General features: G+C 47.8%; 1 protein-coding gene. It reads right to left on the reverse strand.

The window, feature by feature from the left end:
* Positions 1–61: 61 nt before the first annotated feature.
* On the reverse strand, positions 62–24,556 hold the full coding sequence (locus ANSO36C_RS04770; RefSeq protein WP_251958611.1) for an autotransporter outer membrane beta-barrel domain-containing protein: 24,495 nt from the start codon (positions 24,554–24,556) through the stop codon (positions 62–64).
* Between the last annotated feature and the right edge of the window lies 1 nt (position 24,557).

Consider the following 24,557-nt stretch of genomic DNA (forward strand, 5'->3'; position numbering starts at 1 on the left):
TTGATTGGCTTGTAAGGTCAGATTACTATACCGTTAACTTGATTTGCTCCCGTGCGGAAGTTCATGTCATCGGCAGTGAGGACAATCTCTGCCCCTGCTGTGCGTCGGTACTAGTACCGCTTACTAAAGTAAGGAGAGAATCTTCAGCTAAGAGGGTGACAGAAGCGTTGCCATTACCAGCAGCAACTGCATACTGTTCATTACCATCTGTCATCAAACCTCGCCAGTCGTCACTTAGCTGTGTTACCCATTGGTTGTTCTGCATCCAAGTAGGTGTAACGCTAACTTGAGGAATCGTTAATCCCGCGTTAACAATCGTTGCTGTCTTCTCTAAATTGCTTAGTTTCAGGCTATCGGCTTCTTCAATTACAATGCCGCCTGTTCCGTGAAGCGATGTTGCAGCAGTTAATGTTCCAACCTCTGTTAATAGAGCGGCTTTGTCGCTGCCAATACCATTCTTCGCTTTCAACATTAGGTGGCTATCGCTACCAATAATGCTGGAGGCATTGGAATTAATAATTGCACCATCGGCGGCTATCAACCGTACCCAACCGTTGCCTTTTCCGTCTTCGCTATCGCCTGTGGAAACTTTAATATTAGACTCAATGAGGATATTCGACTTATCACCGTAAGTACGTAAATCTACGTAACCATTTTGGACTGCGTTGAGAGTCTTGCTGACTGTGATATTCTTGAGGGTTTCAACGATAATCGCATCAGCGTTAATCTGACTTTGGAAGTTAGCCTGGGAAGCAACCACCCTAACATCTGTGGTGCTGTTGCGAGAGACACCATTGTTGTCAGTGTTGTTCAAGGTAACATTGCTACCAAAATCGAGAATGTTAGTACCCTCGACCTTGCCTGCTCGACCAATAAGGGTGAGACGGTCTAAGCCACTGGTATAGTTGAGAATTTCACGACCGTTGCGAAGCTGGTTTTGGTTAAGAGCGATCGCATCTTTCATCATTTGTTCAGCGATTACTTCATCAAAATCTCCTACGGTATCGTTGAGATTAATGATGCCATCAGCACCAGAACCAGTTGCTCGACCCAACCGCACGAAGTAGGTATCGTTACCGCCTTTGTCGTCAATGAAGATAGTGCGATCGCCAAAGTCTGTAATGTTTACCAGGTCATTACCGCCGCCCATAACCAGCCGATTGAAGGTCAAATTACCCTTAATTTCGTTTCCTTCACCTTGAGTAACGGCAAAGCCACGGGCATTGACAGTGGCATTGAGTTGTTTAGTTGCAGGCGAGAAGTCTAAGGTATTATTACCTTCACTGTCGTTGAGCCTATCAAGTCCAAAATCATCCTCAAATAAGTAAGTATCATTGCCTTGGCCCCCGGAGAGATTATCAATGCCAAGGCCACCACGCAGCACATCGTTAGCAATACTACCGATTAATTTATCTCTGCCGATGCCACCCATCAACGTTGCACCCTTGAAGGTGTTGCGGTAGCTTGTATAACGAGCATCTTTAGTGTCAAGAAGCCATGAAACCGATGCATCAAGCACGTCATCACCATCGCCACCGTCAGCGATACCACCGCCTGTACCGAGTATCAGTTTGTCTTTGCCTGCACCACCAGTAAACTCAACGCCAATGTCAAACAACCGAGATGCATCGAAGGTATCATCACCTGCGCCACCATCAGCAACAACTTTAGTAACACCTTCAAAGGTCTGATAGTAATCCTCGAATTCAACGCTAACCGTGTTACCTTGACCATACAGGGTAAAAGTTTCACTTCTATCTGTAATGTCGCCATATTTACGGAGGCTGGAGCGGCTACCACTATTGAGGTACAGCACACCATTTTCGACTTTGCCCAAGTGTGGCTGTACATTAGGCGCCTTATACTCCAGGGTGAGCAAATTAGCGTCAATCAACTTAACGTTTAAGATACGTTTCTTGCTGACAAGTAGATTCAGGTCTACAAAGGCATTGATCAACAAGTTTACCTCGGTCTTGACGTTTGCCAAGTTCTCAAGTCCCCCAGCTTTGCCATCACCTTTGGGATCGTAGCTGAACATTGTGGCAATTTCCGAAGGATGAATCTTGCCATCACTCTCCCAGGTTTGGTTCGTCACAAACCCTAAATCATCCTTAGTTAGCTTGGGTTTGGAGATATCCTGCAAATCAACACCCATCTTCACCTTAATACCGCCACCGACACCTGCCTCCAGGATAGCTAGTGCCAGAGCCGCTTCTAAACCTAAGTAAGCTTCAACAGTAAACTCATCCTTTTCTTGTGACTTCACACCTTTCTGCGTGGGGATAGTAAAGTCTGTGAGGAAGAAGCCATCAAAAGCATCGAGCGGGTTTTTGGATTTAATTGCTTTTTGAATACCGGAGGTATCGTAACCAAAGCCTAAATCAGCCTTGGCACTAAAGCTGCCTTTTGCAGAAATATTAACTGTAGCTGGAGTGGGTACTAAGGGAATCACTGCTAAAAGTGCATCAAAGTCGGCGCTAAACTCTAATAAAGGTAGCTCGTAGGTAAATAGTGTTGCGCTTCCCCCGGTTAAAATATTCTTCCAATTGGAGATATCTTTGATATACTCCATAATTCGGAAGCCAGAGCGTGGTGTCTTATTCGTACCAGAACTAGAGTTTACAGAGCCAGCCTGACGGGTATTTGCGGCGAGGAATTGGTCAACTTCGGTGGATTGGGGAACATTTGTCGCGGCTACAGTTTGTACATTGTTAGTACCCAGTCCCATGATGCTACCCAAGGGGAGCCATTCACCTGTTTTTAAGCTAGCTATTTGATCTACCAACTTAAGCATTTGCTTGGCTTCGGTGATGAAGCTCCAATCAATCGGCTTGCGACCCTTCAGCACCATGATTTTGTTGATTAATCCCTTGAGGGTGGGGTCATCAGGAATAATCTTATCTAAACCAGTTATTTTCTCATCAAGGACATCAATGAGTGGCTCCATTGGCTTGAGGGCATCGCGGACTTTCTCAGCGATAGGTGTCAAGAAGTCACTAACGAAACTGCCCATGTCAATCCGCATATCGCGCAGACCGAAACTGGGAGCCATCATCTTTTGACCCAGTTGCCAACTCCAATTAAATTCTAGGTCAGCACCTATTTTTGGCAGTCCCTTCGCACCATCTATTTCTAAGGTCATGCCGATATCTAACTTGGTATCGACTCCAAAACTGACACCAAATAGGTCTTTGGTGCGACCGGAGAGAATACGTCCTAGCGCCATGCGACCGCGACTGTCACCTTTGAGGTCGAGAGATAATCCACCATATATACCGCTAGCTTTACCACCTGGGTTGTTATCCTTCATGTTGGCTTTGAAGAACAACAACTTACCTTCTCCGCTGAAAGGAGTGATGACATTAGGATCAGTGGGACTACCGTCTAAGTAAGCCTTGATACCAACTTCTAGTTCAGGCTTACTACCATCTTTGTTGGTGGCAAGATAGAAACTGTCTTGGAGGCTAAAGCCGAAGCCGAAGTCAAATTTCCAGCCAATATCAAGTGCAAAACCACCATTTATATCAAGACTAAAGCCAGGAATACTGAAATTGAGCGGTAAGTTCACACCTGTACCGACTAAATTCCCACCCAAATCCATATCAAATTGGATTGCATCTGCTCCAGTTGGTAGGGCACCGCCAACTATCCAGTTTTGCATCAAGTTGCCGAGCTTGTCATACCAACCCACCATGACATCATCGACAGAAATGCGGTTGTCCTTATTGGTGTCGAGTAGGATCTTGAGTTTATTAGGGCCAAGAATATCGTACAGGGTTTCACGGATAAATTCGATCGCCTTACCATTGCCGCTCAATTTTCTACGTAAATCACCCAAAATACCCAGGCGCATATCCCGTAGGAATGAAGCTGCGTCACCTAATTTATCGCCAATCAACGGGATATCCTGAGCTAGGTTTGAACTCAGGACATCCTCTAGGGTTCCCACGGCTGTATCGACGCTATCAAGAATAAACGATGGGTCGTTGATTAAGCCAAGGAGTGAGAATTGACCGCCCAGTTTTTCAAACTCGCCACGAATATCTGGGAAGCTCATGATGAGGGGGTCTTGCTGTCCCTTATCGGCAGATTTCGCCAGGTGTTTGAACAGTTGTACTAAGCCTTGGTCGCCGTAGACAGGGTTGGTTTTAACTTCGATTGGGCTGAGTTTGATATCAACTCCAGCTATTTCTATGCGTACTGGCAAGTTGATATCAAAGCCGCCCGTCAGTTTGGCTTGTAAGTTGTCCTTGAAGGATTCCTTACCAATGTAGAATAATCCGTCGTCAATTAACGTACCTGCTTGTTGGTCAATTGCAACTAATAGACTTGCGTAGTCCTTGGTATCAACTTTACCATCAGCATCAAGTACAACAGTACCGTTATTAATCCCAATGTTGATTGGGCCTGCCTTGAAGTCTAAATCGAGTCCGGTACCAACAAGACGGGCACCAATTTGGGCATGAGTGCCTTTACCTGTTTGGGCATTATAATCCCGGAGGAAAATCTTGGGGTCGCCTTTGAGGATACTGTCAAGGTCAACGCCAATATCAAAGTTGAGTTTAGCGATCGCTTCTAGGGTTAGCTTACCACCACCTTTAAGGTCTGCGAGGGCATCAATCGCATCTAGTGCTGCCGCACCAGCACTACCTGATAGCTGCTTAAAGGTATCTAAATCAAGGTTGAAATCGAATTTATCAGAGAATAGTGCTTCCCAATTGAAGCGGATATTTAAGGCACCATTGCTGAGGGAGAGAGAGAATTTCTGCTGGTCGGCAGCTAAGGTGTTGTCATCGCTAATACCGAGGGCAGATTCGATCGTATTTTCAACTTCCTGAACCATACCAGCAGGGTTTTTCGCTGCGATTTCTAGTTTGGCAGCTAGACTATCGAGGAAAGTAAAGGTTTCGCTTAACGAGCGATTAATAACTGGAATTGGTGTACTGTAGAACGACTCATTTGCTAAAGAATCGCTCATAAAGTCGATACCAGCCCGCACACCCATGATAATTGTCTCAAAATTTAGGTTCTTGAGGCTGAGTAGATCAGAGACATCGGGCATTACTACAATAATGCCTTCGTTTTTAACCTTACCACTGGCGATCGCAGCGTTGAGATCGAATGCTTGAGTAACTGGCTGGTTTACAGTTTGGACACCGCTCTTGAACTTAGTAAGTGTAGGTACGTAGACCGATAGTTCGGCGTTTGGCGCGATGGAGATATCGCCAAAACCACCATTTACCTTGATACCCTTGAGTTTGGCTTGGGCATCACCGTCCAACTTGAAGTAGAAGGATTTGAAGAGGTCGCCACTCATTAGGTCACTAAAGCTAAAGCGGCGATCGCCTGGAGTAACTGTATTCGGGTCACGGTCTAGCCCGGTTGAGACAGTCGCTGCCATCCTTACCCCAGAATCTGTACCAATTCCGCCTGCTTTTAAGCCCACAAAACCTAACTTCGCCGCTATTTCTAAATCTTTGACTTCTAGGCTAGCTCTACCATTAAGTTCAACATTGTCGATATATAAATTGACGCCTTTAGTTCCAGGAGTATTGCCAAAGTTAATGACAAAATCCATGCGTCCATCAACACCAGCGTTAATTGAGGTCTTGGCATTGGTGGAAAGCGATGCAACATCACCCAAATCAAGTCCCAAGTTTAGCTGCTGGTCGTTCAGCACCGGTAAGTCTTTGCGGAAGCTAAACGGTATTACAAGCTCATTCTTGATTGGGTCATAAGTTAAAGGCACACTCAACGGCAGGATACCAGAATTATTAATCGCTACTATCAATTCCTGGTAAGTGCGTAGAAGTTGGCGTTTCTCGTGGATCACAAAGTCCTTGCTGGCGATACTGATATCGCTAGCAGCATCAATAACAATAGTTGTATTATTTTCTACCGACTTAACTTGGTAGGAGGTATCATTAATTGTTACAAACTTCCCTGCTAAATTGCTACCAAAGTTCGCACCCGATGCCGTCAGCTTACCGCCAGTTATGCTGGCGCCTATACCCGACATCAAATCAACCCGTGGGCGATAAAAATCAATCTTCGAAAGAACTTTATCGTTGATAGCAGTTGCAAAGTCAAGAACACCGCCAAGCGAGAGATCCACAAACGGAATTTCCGTTTGCATGATGTCATATTCACGGTACTGCTGCGCCCAGCCCACCAAATCCTTGAACATTACCAGCACATCGCCAATGCCGAAGTTACGGAAATTCAGCAGTTTATCAAAGTTCTCGTGACGGAATTTAACGCCCGTACCGCCAAATAATTGACCTTCTAGATATGCCTTGGCTGGTGCTGCTCCACCCGATAAATCGTTACCTGCCAAAGTCGCGTATACGGGGAGGACAACATCAATGCGGTTGTCGTTGGTAGTGACTTGAAACTCGCTATTTACATAGGAGATGCCACCACCAAGGCTTAAGGTTGCCGTACCTTTCTCTTTACCAACTTCATTGGAACCGATGCTTAAACCAACCGGCCCAAAGTAACCACCCAGAACTATATCTTTTGCCGCAGCAGTCGCCTTAAAGGAAAGCTTATTGAGGTCAAATTTAGAAGTAAATTCCTTCCAGTCGAAGCTCAGGTCAAAATCGATACCTAATTTAACGCCAAACTCAATATTTGCTTGACCTTCCAATTCCAGACCAAATAGATTCGCTTCTTGGTCGAGTGATAAACCGATATTGCGTTTGAATTCGCTATCGCTTGCATAAGACAACGAGAAACCACTTTGACCAATAACAAAATCAAGCCCTTTAGCGATTGGTAGAGTTGGTAACCAAACATTTCGTAGTTGTTTGATTAACCCTTGTAGGGTTTGTGGAGTGGTTTGGTTAGCAGGGGTAGGCGAAATATAATCCTTTATCGAATTTCCAAGGGAAAGATAAGTGCTAATACCCAAAATACTATCAATGGTGGCATTAGTACCTGGCAGTGATTTAGACAACAAGCTTTCGGAAATGAGTGTGCCATCTTCTTTGTATTGAGGTACTAAGCTACCTTTCAGGTCGATTAACTTATCGGCACCGCTAATCAGAGCATCTTTAATCCTCTGAGTTAGTATCATATCTAAGTTCGAGGCATTGAAGCGCGTAATATTGCTGGCGCTAACAAAGTTAACTACTAATGTTTGGTTGCCGATTTGAATCTTTTCATCGACAACTTTACCTGTACGGTTAACTTCTATACCTAAATCGCCAGTAAATTGTAAATCAGTTCCTAGTGCCAAGTTAGCTTTACCGCTTCCCTGGAGGGCATAAAGTCCACCACCGTACATGACCAGTCCCAAAGTACCATCACTCAAACTGCCCGACAGACCATCCGCAAGATTGACAGTCGCAGACAAGTTTTTACCAGCCGCTAGCATTGCCCCATCGGACTCGCGGATGTTGAAGGTAAGATCGCCACTGAGGGTAGTGAGGTCGGCAATACTGAGGTTCAAGCCTGTGCCGCTAACTTGGTTGACTCCTGTAGCGATGGTCACACCACCTAATGTGACGTCAACACCAGTCTGATTCATCTGAGCAGAGACATGACCGCCAAGGCTCAAACCGTTGACGCCAAATAAAGCCACATCCCCAGACATTGAGTAGGCAAAGGCACTTTGACCTTGAGGCGACTTTCTAATTTGTACCGTGCCGTTGACATTACTCAATTCTAAACCGACATCATCGGCCTTATCTGGGGTGCTAGCACCGATGCCAACAAAGGCAGAGGCGTTTACAGTACCCAACTCAATGACTTGAGTGCCATCTGTAGAGCTAACGTTAAAGCTAAAGTTACCAGTGAGGCTTGCATAGTCGGAAATCGACAGATTCAGTTCATCCAATTGGAGACTAACATTGTTGCGATCGCCTTTTGCACTTGCTGTCCCAGAGAACTTAAACAGATCAAGGCCGACTAAAGAAACTTGTGCATTGTCGATGGTGTAGTTGTAAGTATCGTCCGTGTTGACAGTCAAGCTGAAGTTGGCGTTGCTCAGGTTCACGCCGATGTCGTCTTCTCCGTTATCAGGAGTATCTGCACCGATGCCAACGAAAGTAGAGACATCTGCGGCAGTGATCTCAATTGTTCGACCACCATCGGGGAGAGGATCACCTAAGATCAGAGCAACGCTACCTTCAGCCTCTAAGACACCTGCGACTTGCAAGTGAGCAGTGCCTTCAACGCGGGTCAGAGTAGCTTCTTGTTCACTGAAAGTGATCGCTACTGTCTCGCTATCTGCCAGGGTGATGGTTTGATTCACAGCCTCACCCATGCGATTGATTCGCGCCTTCATCGTGCCTTCTAGGGTCAGTCCGGTGACTCCCTCAAGGCTGGCTGTACCGCTAGCTTCTAGGGCGTATTTCGCGGGGGTGGAGTTAGTTCCTGTCTCCAGTACCATACCCAAGCTGCCATTGGTGAGCTTGACTCCCATTTCGTTAGGGGTTTCGTAGCCTGAACCAATGAATGCTGTGACATCCTTTGCACCAATTAGCAATTTGCCAGTTGTCTGCTCAATGCCAAACTTCCCTGAGAGGGCAATGGTATTAGCAATATTCAGGTTAGCAGTTCCTGCCACACGGGTGAGGTTGGCGGCATCCAGTTCCAGGTTAATTTGCCCACCCTGCGTAATAATTATTTCATCAACATCCTTGCCAGTACGGTTGAGTTCTATTTGTAAAGTACCTTCGATGGTGACATCATCGATACCGACTAATGCTCCTGCACCTTCCCCAACGAGAGCATAGGTCATCTTGCTTTGCTCTGTTAGGGGTTTGCTGTAGTCGATGGTCTTGTAGAGAGCTAGACCAAGGTTGATATCGGTAATTTTGACACCTATTTCTGTATCAGTATCGTAACCTGTTCCCATGAAGGCGTAGCCGTTGGTAATACCCGCCAACAGCTTAGTAGTTTGCAACTGCTGCTCGTCGTAGGTGACTTGTACATTATGGAAGCTGACTTTGCGACCAGCGTCAACGGTTGTGGTGGCGGCGGGTAGGTCATTGGTGGAGGTAGCGTTGCCGGCACTCAGGTTGACTGTGACACCGAGGTCGTTGCTGAGGCGTTGAGCCAGGGCGATCGCGGCGGCGCGGCGTCCTTCAGCAATGTCATTATTGGCGGCAAAGTTAAAACCATCGAGGCGAACGAAGCTATGGTTCCCTGTGACAGGGGCTGAGGTGAGATTCACAGCAACACCATTCTTGGTCAGGGACAGTTGCAGAGAACCACCATTAATCCCCACAACGTAGTAGGTAGCGTTATTTTCCAGACCACCGATCGCCTGTCCACCACTTACCCGATATTGCACCCGTTCGTTGAGTTGGAAATCTACGGGTTTGGGCAGAATAATCCGCTCTTTCTCTACATCAATGGTGATGGTGTTTTGCGGCACAAAGCTAAAGTCAGCCTGCACCAGACGGTGATCGCCACGTCCATCACTGGTGAGGTTAATCGCAGTTCCATTCTCAGCCAAGCTAAGTTGAACCGAGGTATCACTGATCCGTTTGACGTAGTAGAATTGTCCAGATTGGAGACCACCGATCGCTACTTCACCTGGATCAATTTCGTAGCGAACGCGAGTATTATTATCGAGTTGATGAACATTGGCAAACAGAATTTGGTCATTCTGCACATCAACGCGAATGGTATTCTGTGTGGAGAAAACTGTTGCAACTTTCGTGAATCGCTGGATACCTTGACCATCACTGGTTAAATCAATCACCGAACCGTCGGCAGTAGCAGAGAGTCGGATGGCTGTGTCGTTAACCCACTGAACGAAATAGTCTTGATTGGCAATCAGTCCACCGATGGCAGTTTGTCCAGCATCCACTTCATAATTAATGCGATCGCCTACCTTCAAACCATGATTGGCTGAGAACAAAATCTGATTCTCAACCAGGTCTACCTGAATCTTGTTCTCAGCATTAAAGGTGGCGGCTACAAGGGCCAAGCGGTGTTCACCTTGACCGTCACTAGTCAAGTTGACAACTGTACCTGCACCATTGGTCAGTTGCAGTTCTGTATTACTGACCCGCTTCACAGTGTAAATGCTGCTGGTATTTAAACCACCAATTGCCGTATCACCTGGATTAATTTCATAACGTACCTTTGCACCATCACTCAAACCGTGACCAGAATCGATGATGATTGTGTCTTTTTGCACATCTACCACCATCGCACCGCCGCCGCCAAAGTGTAGAGTTGGCATTAAGCGGAAGCCAGTCTTACTTAAAACCGGAGATACATCAACAAAGTTCTTTGCCTTCAAATCTGCTAGGGTTTCGGCAAATTGCAGCCGGACTTTGCCAGTTAATTTAGACTTGTTAACGTTAACAAAGTAGGTCTTATCTTCTGTAGGATGATAAACCTGGGGATTTTCGGAATAAACATCTGCGTCTAAACCGACAATAGGCGTTTTAGCACCACTATCTGGTTTGAGTTGCAGAACAACCGCCTGTCCAAGTTGCAGCCTGGGGTCGTATTCCAACTCAATGGTAGTGCCGTTGACCGCCTTGATCTCTTTAGAATAGTGCCAGAGGAAGCGATCGCCAGCCTGTTGCGTTTTGGAGTCATAACGCTCAACCAGTGTCATGGTTTGCATTCCGCTACCAGTGCTGGTAAAGTCGATGGCATTCTGGTCTAATGCTTCCGCACGGCTACTAGCTAACTGAATCGTCATGTCATCAACTTTGATGACATAGAAGGTGTGAATTACTGTATTAGTAATTAGCTCATCAAAGGTACCGCCAATTGCAGATCCATCTTGCGGCTCGTAGTATTGAATCTTGTCACCAGTATTTAGGAAGTGCTTGTTAGAGAACTTAATTGTCTCATTCACCACGTCAACACTACCGGAACCGTTTTGAGTTGGGAAACTGACAATCGGAATTAAGGCATGATCTCCTGCACTGTCATAAAGCAGGTCAATGATTTCATCATTTCTCTTAAGTTGGATCGTCTTGTCATCGATGACGTGAACAAAGTACTCATCTCCATTTGCCAAGCCACCGACGGGGAGATTACCCTTAGCTTCGTAGCGGACGATTTGTCCTTCTTGCAGCCCGTGAGCCGTTGAGAAGATGATGTATTCGTTGTCAGTATCGATGTGCAGTTGATTATCAGCATCAAAGTTCTTAACTGGCGTGAGGGAGTGATCGCCAACGCTATCACTGGTCAGGTTGATGATCGCCCCATCTTTGGTTGCACTCAGTTGCAGGCTATTCGGTGTCACTGAGCGCACATAATAAGACTCGCCATCTACCAAACCACCAATCACAGAATTGCCTTGGGCGCTGTAGCGTACCTGCACACCGTTGATCAAGCCATGACTAGTGGGGAAGAATATCCGCTCATTGACAGTATCAATTCGTAGGGTATTCTGCGTATCCATTGATGTGACTGAACGCAGGGCATGGTTGCCAATACTGTCGGAGGTAAGGTTGATCGTCGCATTGGTTGTTCTATCGAGCAAGCGGACGGTGGTAGCATCAATCACCTCCACTTTGTATAACGCATTGGCAGCCAGACCACCGATCGCCGGATTTTGTGCAGCGTCATACTGAACTAAACTACCATCCTTAAGACCGTGGGGAGCGCTAAACAACAGGCGTTCTTGGTTAACATCCACCTTGATGGAGTTAGTTGCAGCAAATTCCACCACTGCTTGCAATTGCTGAACGCCACTACCTGCTGTAATCAGGTTAATCGCAGAACCATTTTGAGTAGTCGAGAGTTGAATTGTGCGGTCATCGACGTAAAGGACATAGTATTCCTGTCCATCTTGCAAACCACCGATCGCTGTATTACCACTGCCAACTCGGTAGACGACCTTTTGATCTTTGAGGTTTTGCGGATTATCAAAGATTAAGCGATCGCCTACTACATCTACATGATCTTCATTAAACGCCCAACCATCTACCGTTGCGGAGATGGCTTTGACTGTGGCGTTTTTCTCATCTAAACGGGCTGTTTCTGTCGCCAGTTGATTCCGCAATTGTTGATAGAGGGATTCGCTAATCAGGGTTTGATTCTTCTGAAGCTTCAATTCATCTAACACTGGATTAGAGGATTGTCCCAGCGCGCCCGGTGTCTGCAATGTGAACAGTTCCATCGAGAACTCACCACCGAAGGCTACAGCGTTGGCGGCGTTGGCGTGAACAGTGCCCTCAACTCGCTGCTGGTTCTCCTGTCCTTCCTTAAAGCTGATTTCAACAGACTTACCACCACCCACGTTGACAGTTTCTTCCACTATCTTGCCAGTGCTGTTGTAGCGTACAGCCAAAGTGCCTTCCAGCGTCAAATCATCTACACCAACCAAGCTAGCTGCACCACTGGCATTCAGAGCAAAGCTAGTGGTGGATGTGCCAGCTGTTTTATTAATTTCAGAATAAGTAACCAAACCCAGATTACCACCGCTCAACTGAATACCCGCGCCACCAGCCCCCACAAAGGCGCTGACATCCGCAATTCCCAGATTCAGTTTGGTGGTAGTGACATCACCAACAGTACTGCTGGTCTTGGTAACTCCCAAACTACCAGTAGCCTGGATAATTCCGGCAATATTCAGGGAGGCTGAACCCGTGACGCTTTGAAGAGAAGTGCCATCAGCAAACTTCACAGCGATCGCCCCACCAGGCGTAAGGATACTGCTATCGACTGCTCGATCCATACGGTTGATGGCCACATTCAGGTTGCCACTGAGGGCGAGATCCTGAATGCCCGTGAGTTCCGCCTCACCACTGCCCATTAAGGCATATCCGGTGGTGTTTGTTGTCCCATCAGATTGACGATCAATTAGCAACCCTAATTTACCATTGGTGAGTTGTACACCCATCGCGTTAGCTGTACCGTAGCCTGCACCCACAAAGGCGTTCACATTGGCTACGCCCAACAGCAGGCGAGTATTTGTGACACCGCCACTGCTAGAATCTGTCTTTTCGACAGCGATATCACCATTGAGGCTGACGAAGCCTCCCACATCTAATCGGGCAGTACCGTAAAGGCGGGTGACGTTATCCCCAGACGCAAACTTCACCTGGATGTCATCTCCGGGCATAGCGATCGCTTCATCAACTACACGACCGGAACGGTTCACTTCCACTGCCACTGTGCCTGTGAGAGTGACATCATTGACGCCAACGAGGGCGGCTGTACCAGACGCTTGTAAAGCATAGCCCTTCGTATCCGTGTAAACTATTAGCCCAAGTGCAGCATCGCTTACCTCAACTCCAGTAGTGCCTGCCCCGACAAAGGCATTAACTTTCCTTGCCCCTACCTTGAGGATATTGTTATTCTTCTCGAAGCCAAATTCACCAGAGAATTTGGCAAATCCAGCCACATCCATTTCTAGGGAACCGATCGCCCGTGTGATGTTGCCTTCATCATCGGTGTAGGCGATCGCAACACTACCGTCCGATGTCACTATAGTTTCGTTTACCGCGCTACCTGTACGGTTGACTTCCAAGCTGGCAGTTCCCGTCAAGGTCAGTCCATTCACGCCCACCATTGTCGCTGTTCCAGAAGCGGCGAGGGCATAAGTCTTGGTATCTGAGTAGACTACCAGCCCAAGTTCTGCATTGCTGACTTGCAAACCTGTATCATTACTGCCTACAAAGGCGTTGATTTTCGTTGCACCCACGCGCAGAGTGTTACCGTTCTTCTCGAAGCCGAAGTTGCCGGAGAGTTTGGCAAATCCAGCCACATCCATATTGAGATTACCGACTGCTCGTGTAACATTTCCCTCGTTGGCGTTAAAAGCGATCGCCACTGCACCACCTGCGGTAGCAACAGATTCGCTCACAACTCCACCTGTACGGTTGATTTCTAGAGTAGCACTACCATCGAGGGTCAAGCCGTTGACACCGACGATACCCGCACTACCGGAGGCGGCGAGGGCATATTTGCCACCAGAGTACATCACTAGTCCGACATTGGCATTCTTAACTTCCAGCCCAGTATCATTTGCTCCCAAGAAAGCATTAACATTCGTTGCGCCAATGCGGAGAGTGTCATTGTTCTTTTCAATGCCAAAATCGCCGGCAAGTTTGGTAAATCCAGCAAAGTTAAGTTCAAGACTACCCAACGCGCGCGTCAGGTTTCCTTCATCGGCGGTATAAACAATATTGACATTACCGCCTGGTGTAGTGATAGTTTCGTTGACCGCGCCGCCTGTGCGGTTGACTTCGATTGTGGCAGTTCCCGTTAAGGTGACATCGTTGACACCGACTAAAGCAGCCGTACCGGAAGCTGCGAGTGCATAGGTTTTATTCCCGGTGTAGACGACTAAACCGAGGTTGGCATCACTAACTTGTAACCCCGTATCACCCGCACCCAGAAAGGCGTTGATATGAGTTGCACCAACACGTAGTTTACCTGCATTATTTTCTACACTAAACTCACCGGAGAGTTGGGCGAATCCGGCTACATCTAGTTCTAAGTTACCAAAAGCTCGCGTGACGTTTCCGGCTGTGGAATCAAAAGCGATCGCCACATCTCCACCCGGCGTTGCAATCACTTCATTGACTGCGCCGCCTGTGCGGTTGACTTCGATTGTGGCGGTTCCATCCAAAGTCAGACCATCAATGCCCACCATACCAGCAGTACCGGAGGCGGTGAGGGCATAGGTCTTACTAGTAGTATCGGCAATCAGTCCCAGAGTGGCATTTTTAACTTCCAGCCCTGTTCCATTCGCGCCGATAAAGGCGTTGAGATTTGTCGCCCCAATTCGCAGTTGATTTGCCTTTTTCTCAAAGCTGAAGTCACCGGAGAGTTGCGCGAATCCTGCCACATCCATCTCCAGTGTGCCAATTGCGCGCATTAGCGTGCCTTCGTCACTGGTGTAGGCGATCGCTACAGTTCCATCGGCAGTAGCAATTTTTTCGCTAATTGCTCTGCCAGTACGGTTGACTTCTAAGGTGGCAGTACCATCTAAAGTCAGCCCGTCAATCCCTACCATCTCTGCGCTACCTCTGGCTTGCAGCGCGTAGGTGGAAGCTGCGCCATTGGTATAAACAGCAAGTCCCAATTCTGCATTGTTGACTTGCAGCCCTGCGCCATTTGCACCAATAAAGGCGTTAACGTTGGTTGCTCCTACCAACAGCGTATCGGCAGTTCTTTGAATGCCAAAGTCTCCCGAAAGGCTAGCATATCCGGCAATCTCTGTATCGAGATGCCCGACAACTCGCATGATATTGCCTTCTGAAGCATCATAGGCGATCGCAACTGTTCCGCCCGGTGTGACAATCGTTTCATTAACAGCTTTACCTGTGCGGTTAATTTCCACGGTGGCGCTACCGCTCAGGGTTAGCCCATCCACGCCGACCAATTCCGCACTACCTCTGGCTTCTAGGGCGTAACCAGAGATAGTTTTACCGGTGTAAACCACCAGCGCCAGTTCCCCATCCTTGACTTGCAGACCTGCGCTATTTACCCCAACAAAGGCGTTAACGTTGGTTGCACCAATGCGGAGGGATTCGGCAGTGTTCTCAATTCCAAAGCTGCCAGAAAGGGCGGCGAAACCGTCAATTCCCAGGTTCAGCGTGCCAGTAGCTTTGGGAGTCAACTTACCTTCGTCTGCACCGAGGTTAATGGTGACTTTGCTTTCAGGGGTGTCAATGGTTTCGTTGACGATTGCACCTGTGCGGTTAGCTGCGATCGCTACTGTGCCACTCAGGGTGACTCCCTTCACACCCAACAATTCGGCAGTACCAGAGGCTTGCAGGGCATAGGTGGCAGGATCTGTACCCTGGCGCTGCATTATCACGCCCAATGTGCCGTCGCTCAATGCCACGCCAATGGGATTGTCACTCTCATAGCCCGCACCCATAAAGGCTGTGACATTGGTGGCTCCCAGTAGCAGTTTTGTAGTTGTGACGTTATTAACGGTGGTGCTAGTTTGTTCGATACCAAAGGAACCAGAAACAGCCAATGCGCCTGCCACATTCAGGGTAGCTGTTCCTTGAATCTGGGTAATATCAGCCGGATTATCTAGCGTTAGTTGAATTTCTCCACCGGGAGTGGTAATAGTTTCATCGACAACCCGTTGAGTACGGTTGACTTGAATTGCCAGCCGACCCTCTAGGGTTAAATCTGCAATGCCAACAACTTCTCCTTGACCATCGCCCACCAAAGCATAGGTCATCTTGCTTTGCTCTGTTAGGGGTTTGGTGTAGTCGATAGTCTTGTAGAGAGCCAGACCAAGGTTGATATCGGAGATTTTGACCCCCATTTCCTCCGGTGTATCGTAACCCGTGCCCATGAAGGCGTAACCGTTGGTGATACCAGCTAATAACTTGGTTTTCTCTTGCTGCTGTTGGTCATAAGTCAGCGTCACATCCCGGAAGCTGACGCGGCGACCTGTAGCGATCGCTCCCTGGTCTGCATTCGGCTCGTTGCTGGAGGTAGAATTGCCGACATTTAGATTAACGGTAACACCAAGGTCGTTGCTAAGGCGTTGTTCGAGGGCAACAGCCGCCGCCAGACGCTGTTGGGCTGTGTCATTGTTAGCCAGGAATTCCACACCCATCCGCACAAAGCTATGGTTGCCTGCACCACCGGCAGCAGTCAGGTCAACTGGTGTACCTTTGGCAGATGTGGCTAATTGCAAGGCAGTTCCCTGAATACTCACGACATAGTAGGTCGCGCCATTCTCTAACCCACCAATTGCTTGAGCTACACCTGTCCGGTATTGCACCGCCTCACCCACCTTCAAATTCACCGGACTTGGTAGGATGATAGTATTAGTTGCGACATCAACAGCTAGCTGATTATCTGCGTTAAAGGCTGCACCAGTTTGTACGAGGCGATGGTTGCCAATGCCATCACTGGTGAGATTTATGGCTGTGCCGCCGGATGTAGCGGTCAGTTGAATAGCAGTATCGCTAATCCGCTTGACGTAGTAGGTATTACCTACAGTCAGTCCACCAATGGCAGTTTGACCTGGGTCAATTTCGTAGCGAATCGCAGATCCATCTGCTAAACGATGGGCTGAGGCAAACAAAATCCGATCCTGATTGACATCCACCCGCAATGTATTTTGCGCCTGGAAATTAGTAGCAGTGCGCGTGAGTCGCTGGATACCAGAGCCATCGCTAGTCAAGTTGACGACAGATCCACCACTAGCAGTGGTTAATTGAATTGCCGTGTTGTTGATAACTTTGACGTAGTAAGTATTATCTACAGTCAATCCGCCAATTGCTGTTTCACCTGGCTCGATTTCGTAGCGAATAGCCACACCATCCTTTAGACCATGCGCCGTTGAGAAGAAAATTTGGTCACGGCTGAGATCAACTTGCAGGCGGTTTTTTGCCTCAAAGGTGGTCGCAACCTGAGTAAATTGGTGATTACCTTGGCCATCGCTCGTGATATTTAGAGATGCACCGCCCAGTGTTTGGCTGAGTTGAATCGTTGTGTCGCTTACCCGTTTGACGTAGTAAGTAGCACCTGCGCTCAAACCACCAATGGCAGTTTGTCCTGCACCCACCTCATACTTCACTTGAGTACCATCGCTAAGACCATGCCCAGAATCAATGATGATTTGGTCATTTTGGACATCAATCACCGTTTTCCCAGAGGGGCTGAAGTGGTAGGTGGGCATGAAGCGATATCTAGAGCCACCTGCCACTTTTGACATATCAATAAAATTATCATTGGCTAGATCGGTGAGTGTTTCTGCCAACTGAAACTGAGTATTAGAGATGCGTTTGATGTAGTAAGTTTTTTCTTCGTTTGGACGATAGACCCGCGCTTGGGAAGTGTAAGCATCGGCAATGATGCCGCTGAGGGGAGAACTGGGAGAGGAATCGGTAGAATCGAGTTGAAGTACTACACCTTGTCCAGTCTGGAAGCCATGATTATAGTTGAGGCTGACTGTTGTACCACTGGCAGACAAAGTAGAGGTTAGTTCAAAGGTGAGATGATCGCGATCGCCATTGGCGCGTTCTACTAAAGTCAGTGTTTGCAATCCCTTTCCAGCACTGGTCAGGTTTAGGGAGTTATTGGCTAAGGCGTCGGCTTGAGTTTTTGCCAGTTTGATGACTGTATCACTCACCCGAATGGCATAGAAGGTATAAACGTCAGGGTTGGTGTAAAGTCCATCAAAAGTGCCACCAACTGGACGGCTACCATCAAGCGTCCGGTAGTATTGCACCTTATCCCCGGTTTGAAGGAAATGCGATCCCACAAAGGTAATGGTTTCGTCATTGATGTTGACGCTACCAGAACCGTTTTCTGTGGCAAAGGTCAACACCGGAACCAAGGCGTGTTCGCCTAAGCTGTCGTTGGTCAAGTCTACCACCGTATTGCCTTGCCGCAATTGGATGGTGTTGCCGTCGATCACATGAACTGTGTAAAGGGCGCGATCGCTTAAACCACCAATAGCGCGATTACCCTGCGCCTCGTAGCGTACACTTTCTCCTTCGTTAAGGGAATGGGAGGAACTGAAAATGATCCGGTTTTGCTCGACATCAATTCGCAGGCTGTTTTCTGCCCCAAATTCATTGACAGGTGCTAAAGAATGATTACCTAGGCTATCGCTAGTCAGGTTAATCGCAGTACCGCCTTTGGTGTCACTCAGTTGAATGGTCTTAGCATTAAGGGACTTCACATAGTACAATGCCCCATCTGTCAGTCCACCAATGGCAGTATTACCTTGTGCTGTGTAGCGCACTAATGTATCAGTGGTGAGTCCATGATTATTGGCGAAGAGAATCCGGTCTTGTTCCAGGTCAACATTCAGCTGATTCTGCGTTTCCATCACCAGGACTGGACGCAAGGACTGATTGCCCAAACTATCTGAGGTTAAATCTACTACACCACTGCCATTTAATTCACGCAACTTCACGGCTGTAGGGCTGATTACCTGTACGGTATACTGTTTGCCATTCACCAGTCCGCCAATCGCAGCATTTTGCCCTGCGTCATACTGCACACGGCTGATGTTAGTCAACCCGTGGGGATTGTCAAACAGAATCAGGTTTTGCTCCAAATCGACCTTAATAGAATTGGTTGCACCAAACTCAATTACTTCCTGAAGATGCTGCGCTCCACTGCCGGCACTGGTTAGATCAATTGGCTGACCGCCTACTGTCGAAGCTAATTGCAGTGTCTGGTCATCTACTTTAATAACGTAGTATTCCTGACCACTGACTAGTCCACCAATTACTTGATTACCCGCACCAGGTGAGTAAATCACCTTTTCACCTGTGATTAAACCATGAGGTTGATCCATCACCAAGCGATCGCGCTGGATATCCACTCGGTCTTCATTGAAAGCAAACCCGTCTACTGTGGCGCTGATAGATTTGACAGTGGATTTTTCTGCATCTAGACTGGCTTTTTTCGCAGCTAGTTGTGCCCGTAAGTCTTGATACAACGATTCGTTAATGCTGGTTTGATGCTTCGTCAGCGTCAAGTCATCGATGTTGGGATTAGTTGCTTGACCTATCGCCCCTGGCGTTTGCAGGGTGAACAATTCCATTGAGAACTCACCACCGAAGGCAATATTACCATTTGCATTTAGGTGGGCTGTACCTTCTACACGTAGTTGATTCTTTTGGTTCTCGTCAAAGACAATCGCCACCGATTGTCCATTACCCACGTTTACAGTTTCGTTCACCGTCTTGTCAGTCCGGTTTACGCGCACTGCCAGAGTACCTTCCATTGTCAATTCGTCTACGCCACGCAGAGATGCTGCACCATTGGAGATTATTGCATAGGTACTGGTAGTTTGTAGAGTAGCTTGATTTGCTTCTGAGTAAACTACCAAGCCCAGATTCCCATTACTCAACTGAATGCCGGATGCACTATCTGTCCCACCACCAGCACCGATAAAGGCACTGGCATTAGCCATACCGACCAGTAGCTTGGTATTGGTTATATCTCCTGTTGTGGTGCTAATTTTCTCGAAGCCAAGTTGACCAGAAGCTTGAACGACTCCGGCAATATCCAGAGTGGCGACACCCGATAGAGTTGTGATTTCTGCTGCATTATCAAACTTGACGGCAACTTCTCCAGATGGCGTGTCAATTGTGACATCTACAGGGCGACCCATCCGGTTGATAGCGACATTTAATGTGCCACTTAGAGCCAGGTCTTTGATGCCAATTATTCCAGCAGTACCGCTACCCATCAGGGCATAATTTTGAGTAGTTTCACTGGTGCTGTTGTTTCGTTGCTGCTCCAGTACCAGACCTATACGACCATCAGTTAATTGCACACCTACAGCACCAGCAGTGCCATAACCGCTACCAACAAAAGCATTAACATCCGCAAGTCCTAACAGCAGTTGAGTTTGAGTGATATTGTTTTCGGTGGTAGTTGTTTTTTCAACTGCGATCGCACCACTCAATACTACAAATCCCCCTACATCTAAGGTTGCAGTCCCCATCAAGCGAGTGACGTTATCAGCTGTGCCAATTTGTACTTGGATATCGTCACCCGGCATGGCAATAGTTTCATTTACCACTTTACCAGTACGGTTGACTTCTAAAGCCACACTACCAGCGAGGGTTATATCATTCACGCCAACCAAAGCAACTGTACCAGAAGCTTCCATTGCATAGGTTTTGCTGTCGGTGTAAACCAGCAAACCAAGATTCGCATCGCTGAGTTGAACGCCTGTTCCGTTAGCCCCTACAAAGGCATTGACATCTCTAGCACCCACGCGCAGAGTGTTACCGTTCTTTTCAAAGCCGAAATCACCGGAGAGTTTGGCGAATCCGGCAATGTCCATTTCCAAACTGCCAACAGCACGGGTTAAGTTACCTTCATCAGCAGAATAGGCGATCGCTACATTCTCCCCGCCTGTGGCAATTATTTCATTTATTGCTCTACCAGTACGGTTGACTTCTATGGTGGCTGTGCCACTGAGGGTTAAGTCATTTACACCAAGTAGTGCTGCTGTACCGGAGGCGGTGAGGGCATAAGTTTTATCGGCATAAAGCACCAAACCCAATTTGCCATCGCTAACTTGCAAACCAGTGCCATTGTTACCCACAAAGGCATCTACTTTAGTTGCACCCACGCGCAGAGTGTTGCCATTCTTCTCAAAGCCAAAATCGCCTGATATTTCGGCAAATCCGGCAATATTTAGGTCTAAGCTACCGACAGCACGGGTTAAGTTACCTTCATCAGCAGTATAGGCGATCGCTACATTCTCCCCGCCTGTGGCAATTGTTTCATTAACATCTCTGCCAGTGCGGTTGACTTCCAGCGTTGCAGTACCACTTAGAGTGATATCATCTACACCAACCAAAGCCGCCGTCCCAGAAGCAGAGAGGGCATAGGTTTGATCGGCATAAAGTACCAAACCCAATTTGCCATCACTAACTTGCAAACCAGTGCCATTGTTACCGACAAAAGCATCGACTTTAGTTGCACCCACGCGCAGAGTGTCGCCATTCTTCTCAAAGCCAAAATCGCCTGATATTTCGGCAAATCCGGCAATATTCATATCTAGGCTACCGACAGCACGAGTGAAGTTGCCTTCAGTCGCAGAGTAGGCGATCGCTACATTCTGCCCACCCGTGGCAATTGTTTCATTTACTGCTCTACCAGTACGGTTGACTTCCAGGGTTGCAGTACCATTGAGAGTGATATCAGCTACACCAACCAAGGCCGCTGTACCGGAAGCGGAGAGGGCATAAGTTTTATCGGCAGAGTAAACCACCAAACCCAAGCTAGCATCGCTGACTTGCAGACCAGTGCCATTCGCTCCGAGGAAAGCGTTGACGTTAGTTGCCCCAATTTCCAGAACGCCAGCATTATTTCTGAAACCGAAGTTACCGGAAAGGCTAGCAAATCCAGCAATATCGAGGTTTAATGTACCTGTTGCCTGGGTGAGATTGCCTTCACTGGCAGTGTATTCGATGGTGACATCTCCACCCGCTGTTGAAATTGTTTCGTTAACTGCTTTACCTGTGCGGTTGACTTGTAGAGTCACGTTCCCATCAATAGTCAAGCCGTTAATGCCGATCATTGCCGCCGCCCCTGAGGCTGCAAGGGCATAAGTAGAACCGCTACTGCTGGTGTAAACTACTAACCCCAGGTTGGCATCGCTGACTTGCAAGCCTGTACCGTTGCTGCCCACAAAAGCGTCAACATCAGTTGCACCCACGCGCAGGGTGTTACCATTCTTCTCGAAACCAAAGTTGCCGGAAAGTTGGGCAAATCCGGCAACGTTCATTTCCAAATTGCCAACAGCGCGAGTTACATTACCTTCATCAGCAGTGTAGGCAATATCCACAGAACCGCCTGGTGTAGAGATGGTTTCGTCAACGGCTGCTCCTGTGCGGTTGATTTCTATAGTGGCGCTACCATTAAGAGTTAAACCGCTAACGCCAACGATCGCCGCAGTACCAGATGTTTGCAAAGCATAAGTAGAACCGCTACTGCCAATGTAAACTACTAAACCCAGTTCGGCATCGCTAACCTGGATACCTGCGCCATTACTACCCATGAAAGCAGAGACATTGGTGGCTCCAATTAACAGGGTGTCTGCCGTCTGTTGAATGCCGAAATCGCCGGAGAGGACGACTGCGCCATCCACTGCTAAATCGAGGCGTCCCGTTGTCCGAATAATGTTACCTTCGCTGCTGGCATAGGCAATTTGGACTTCACCACCTGGTGTAGAGATGGTTTCATCAACTGCTTTACCTGTGCGGTTCACTTCTAGGAGTGCTGTACCGCTTAATGTCAGCCCATTAACTCCCACAATTGCGGCACTACCAGAGGCTGCGAGAGCATAGGTGAACTGGTCTTGCTCAGAAGTTGGTTTAGAATAATCAATGGTCTTGTAAAGAGCCAACCCCAAATCGGTATCTGTGATTTTGACCCCGGTTTCTTCAGCAGTTCCCAACCCTGTACCTATGAAGGCGTAGCCATTGGTGATACCAGCCAGAATTTTAGTGCTTTCTAATTGCTGTTCGTTATAGGTAACAGCAATCTCGCGGAAATTAACTTGACGACCTGCGGCAATTTCAGCAGTGGTTGCCGTCAGGTTATTGTTAGAAGTGGCATTTCCAGCTTTCAGTGTCACCTGTATGCCTAAATCCTGGCTGAGGCGTTCTTCTAAAGCGACAGCAGCATCTCGGCGTTGTTGAGCAATGTCATTATTGGTGAGGAATTCCACTCCCGCACGGATAAAGCTATGACTCCCAGCGCCTCCGCCTGCGGTGAGGTCAATGGCTGTGCCACTTGGGGTAGCAGCTAATTTCAGGGCTGTGCCTGTGTTACTAATGACATAATAGGTTTGCCCATCCACCAGACCGCCGATCGCTTGTGTACCACCAGTGCGATATTGTACCGCCTCCCCGACTTTCAGATTTATTGGGGTAGATAAGAGAATCTCGTTTCTCTCGACATCAACTCGAATCTGGTTCTGGGGTGCAAAGGAGAGGGGTGTACCTAATTGCTCAGTCATTGTTGGGAGAGAAACCGCCCCAAAACTCCAAGTGGGCATTAGGCGGAATCCTGAGCCGGCTTTACCACCTGAATAGACAGGCTTTTGAATTGTAATAAAGTTGCTGTTTGCTAAGTCCTCTGCTGTCTTGGCAAATTGCAGATTGCCATTAGCCGCTACTTTGACATAATAAATGTTGTTGTATGCTGCATCATAAACTTTTGGTTGCGTAGAGTAGGCAACAGCCTCCAAACCAGCGATCGGTGTCTTCGGATAAGCTGCACCAGGGTCAAGTTGTAAGGTTACGGTTTGTCCGGTAGTTAAACCGTGGTCGTAGTTCAGCTTAATGGTTGTGCTGTTGATAAATTGAATATTAGAGGCAGTTTGGAAGGTGAGGTGGTCGCGATCGCCTGCAACTCCCTCAATTAATGTGACGACGTTTAGTCCACTTCCTACACTAGTTAGGTCAATGACATTCCCCGTAGAGGTACTGACAAGCTTAATTTCGGTGTCGCTAATCTTAAGTACGTTGTAAGTATAAACATCTGGTTTCGTCAGCAGAGAGTCGAGAGTACCACCAACTGCTTGTCCTCGATAAGGACGGTAGTATTGAATTTTATCGCCAGTTTCCAGGTTGTGTGGATTAGCAAAAACGATAGTGTCGTTGACGATGTTGATTCCACCGTTGCTACTGTCAGCGCTGGAAACTTTGACAACCGATCGTAATGTGTGTTGCCCTGTACTATCGGAGGTCAAATTTACTACTTGACTACCGATTTGCTGCCGCAAACGCACTGCCGTTGGACTTACCACCTCCACTGTGTAGTTCTTACCATTTTCCAAGCCACCAATGGGCGGATTATTACCAGTATCGTAATGCACCGTACTGATGTTGGCAAAACCGTGGGGAGCGCTAAAGTAAATTAGGTCTTGCTGGAGGTCTACGCGGATGGTGTTTGTAGCTGCAAACTCATAAACTTCGCGCAATTGTTGCAATCCACTTCCGGCACTAGTAATATCAATGGCACTACCGCCAGAAGTGGCTGCTAACTGAATTGTCTGATTATCGACGGCAATGATGTAATATTCCTGTCCATCCACCAAGCCACCGATGGCTACGCCCGCCGCAGGCATCGCAGTATTGCTGCCAACAGCATTGTAGACCACC

The organism is Nostoc cf. commune SO-36, assembly GCF_023734775.1.
In the GTDB taxonomy this organism is placed as follows: domain Bacteria; phylum Cyanobacteriota; class Cyanobacteriia; order Cyanobacteriales; family Nostocaceae; genus Nostoc; species Nostoc commune_A.